The organism is Limosilactobacillus ingluviei str. Autruche 4 (assembly GCF_000312405.1).
Lineage (GTDB): Bacteria > Bacillota > Bacilli > Lactobacillales > Lactobacillaceae > Limosilactobacillus > Limosilactobacillus ingluviei.
In genome coordinates this window covers 1-3,222 of the sequence record NZ_HE997179.1, presented here as the reverse complement: position 1 = coordinate 3,222, position 3,222 = coordinate 1, and the positions used below count along the sequence as shown (strand labels likewise).

The window sequence follows — 3,222 nt, the reverse complement described above, 5'->3', positions numbered from 1 at the left end:
GCTTGTACTTTGAAAACTAAATAATATCTTTTCTAAATAATCAAGAAAACCGAGAACACCGCGTTATTTGAGTTTTTAACGAATTATAATCGCTATCTCAATAACTTCGGTTGATCGACGATCAACCAGGTTAAGTTAGAAAGGGCGCATGGTGAATGCCTTGGTACTAGGAGCCGATGAAGGACGGGACTAACACCGATATGCTTCGGGGAGCGGTAAGTACGCTTTGATCCGGAGATTTCCGAATGGGGAAACCTAATCATCTTAGTCGATGATTGCTTGGCTGGTGAATCTATAGCCAGCAAGCGGTAGACGCAGTGAACTGAAACATCTTAGTAGCTGCAGGAAGAGAAAGAAACATCGATTTCCTGAGTAGCGGCGAGCGAAACGGAAAGAGCCCAAACCAAGAAGCTTGCTTCTTGGGGTTGTAGGACTGAACATTTGAGTTACCAAAGGGCAAGGTAGTCGAAACAGCTGGGAAGCTGTACCAGAGATGGTGATAGTCCAGTAGACGAAACCTTACCCCCTCAGTTCAGGATCCTGAGTACGGCGGGACACGTGAAACCCCGTCGGAATCCGCGAGGACCATCTCGCAAGGCTAAATACTCCCTAGTGACCGATAGTGAACCAGTACCGTGAGGGAAAGGTGAAAAGCACCCCGGGAGGGGAGTGAAAGAGTTCCTGAAACCATGTGCCTACAAGCTGTCGGAGCCCGTTAATGGGTGACGGCGTGCCTCTTGCAGAATGAACCGGCGAGTCATGATTACGTGCAAGGTTAAGGTGGAAAAACCGGAGCCGCAGCGAAAGCGAGTCTGAAATGGGCGTACGAAGTACGTAGTTATGTACCCGAAACCAGGTGACCTACCCATGTCCAGGATGAAGGTGCGGTAAAACGCACTGGAGGTCCGAACCCGTGTCTGTTGAAAAAGGCTGGGATGAGGTGTGGGTAGCGGTGAAATTCCAAACGAACTTGGAGATAGCTGGTTCTCTCCGAAATCTCTTTAGGGGGAGCCTCGGAATTAAGAATCTTGGAGGTAGAGCACTGTTTGGACTAGGGGCCCGTCATGGGTTACCGACTTCAGATAAACTCCGAATGCCATCGATTCATGTCCGGGAGTCAGACGGTGAGTGATAAGATCCATCGTCGAAAGGGGAACAGCCCAGATCACCAGTTAAGGTCCCTAAATATATGCTAAGTGGAAAAGGATGTGGAGTTGCATAGACAACTAGGATGTTGGCTCAGAAGCAGCCATCATTTAAAGAGTGCGTAATAGCTCACTAGTCGAGTGATTCTGCGCCGAAAATGTACCGGGGCTAAGCATATTACCGAAACTGTGGATTCGGCCTACGGCCGAGTGATAGGAGAGCGTTCTAAGGGCGACGAAGTCAGACCGTGAGGACTGGTGGAGCGCTTAGAAGTGAGAATGCCGGTATGAGTAGCGAAAGACAGGTGAGAATCCTGTCCACCGAATGACTAAGGTTTCCTGGGGAAGGCTCGTCCTCCCAGGGTTAGTCGGGACCTAAGGCGAGGCCGAGAGGCGTAGTCGATGGATAACAGGTTGAGATTCCTGTACTAGTTAGTTGCGTTTGAACGATGGAGGGACGCAGAAGGCTAAGCGAACCGGACGACTGGAAGAGTCCGGCCAAGCAGTAAGTCAGGATTGGAGTTAAATGTTTCAATCCGGGTTGACAAGCTGTGATGGGGAGTGAAATTACAGTAGCGAAGTCGTTGATGTCACGCTGCCGAGAAAAGCTTCTAGTGAGTAACTAACTACCCGTACCGCAAACCGACACAGGTAGTCGAGGAGAGAATCCTAAGGTGAGCGAGTGAACTCTCGTTAAGGAACTCGGCAAAATGACCCCGTAACTTCGGGAGAAGGGGTGCTGGTCTAACGACCAGCCGCAGTGAAAAGGCCCAGGCGACTGTTTATCAAAAACACAGGTTTCTGCAAAATCGTAAGATGAAGTATAGGGGCTGACGCCTGCCCGGTGCTGGAAGGTTAAAAGGAAGGGTTAGCTTCGGCGAAGCTCTGAATTGAAGCCCCAGTAAACGGCGGCCGTAACTATAACGGTCCTAAGGTAGCGAAATTCCTTGTCGGGTAAGTTCCGACCCGCACGAAAGGCGTAACGATCTGGGCACTGTCTCAACGAGAGACTCGGTGAAATTGAATTGCCTGTGAAGATGCAGGCTACCCGCGACAGGACGGAAAGACCCCATGGAGCTTTACTGTAGCTTGATATTGAGTGTTTGTATTGCTTGTACAGGATAGGTAGGAGCCGTAGAAACCGGAACGCTAGTTTCGGTGGAGGCGCTGGTGGGATACTACCCTTGCACTATGACCACTCTAACCCGCATCACTAATCGTGATGGGAGACAGTGTCAGGTGGGCAGTTTGACTGGGGCGGTCGCCTCCCAAAAGGTAACGGAGGCGCCCAAAGGTTCGCTCAGAATGGTTGGAAATCATTCGCAGAGTGTAAAGGCACAAGCGAGCTTGACTGCGAGACAGACAGGTCGAGCAGGGACGAAAGTCGGGCTTAGTGATCCGGTGGTTCCGCATGGAAGGGCCATCGCTCAACGGATAAAAGCTACCCTGGGGATAACAGGCTTATCTCCCCCAAGAGTCCACATCGACGGGGAGGTTTGGCACCTCGATGTCGGCTCATCGCATCCTGGGGCTGTAGTCGGTCCCAAGGGTTGGGCTGTTCGCCCATTAAAGCGGTACGCGAGCTGGGTTCAGAACGTCGTGAGACAGTTCGGTCCCTATCCGTCGCGGGCGTAGGAAATTTGAGAGGACCTGTCCTTAGTACGAGAGGACCGGGATGGACATACCGCTGGTGTACCAGTTGTTCCGCCAGGAGCATCGCTGGGTAGCTATGTATGGATGAGATAAACGCTGAAAGCATCTAAGTGTGAAACTCGCCTCAAGATGAGATTTCCCATTCCGTTAAGGAAGTAAGACCCCTCAGAGATGATGAGGTAGATAGGATGGAAGTGGAAGTGCGGTGACGCATGGAGCGGACCATTACTAATCGGTCGAGGACTTAACCAAGTTAAAAGGTGGAAGGTTTGCGATTAAGAGAAGATATTGTTTAGTTTTGAAAGCACAAGCTTTCAATCCGGAAACGGATCAGTGTGGTGATGATGGCTTGAAGGATACACCTGTTCCCATGCCGAACACAGAAGTTAAGCTTCAACGCGCCGAAAGTAGTTGGGGGATCGCT

The 3,222-nt window shown here is 50.8% G+C and carries 2 rRNA genes; both read left to right on the top strand.

The window, feature by feature from the left end:
* Window positions 1-128 precede the first annotated feature (128 nt).
* Window positions 129-3,050, top strand: a 23S ribosomal RNA gene (locus BN54_RS09670).
* An 82-nt stretch (window positions 3,051-3,132) separates the two neighbouring features.
* Window positions 3,133-3,222: ribosomal RNA gene (gene rrf / locus BN54_RS09665) — 5S ribosomal RNA — on the top strand; the annotation flags it as partial.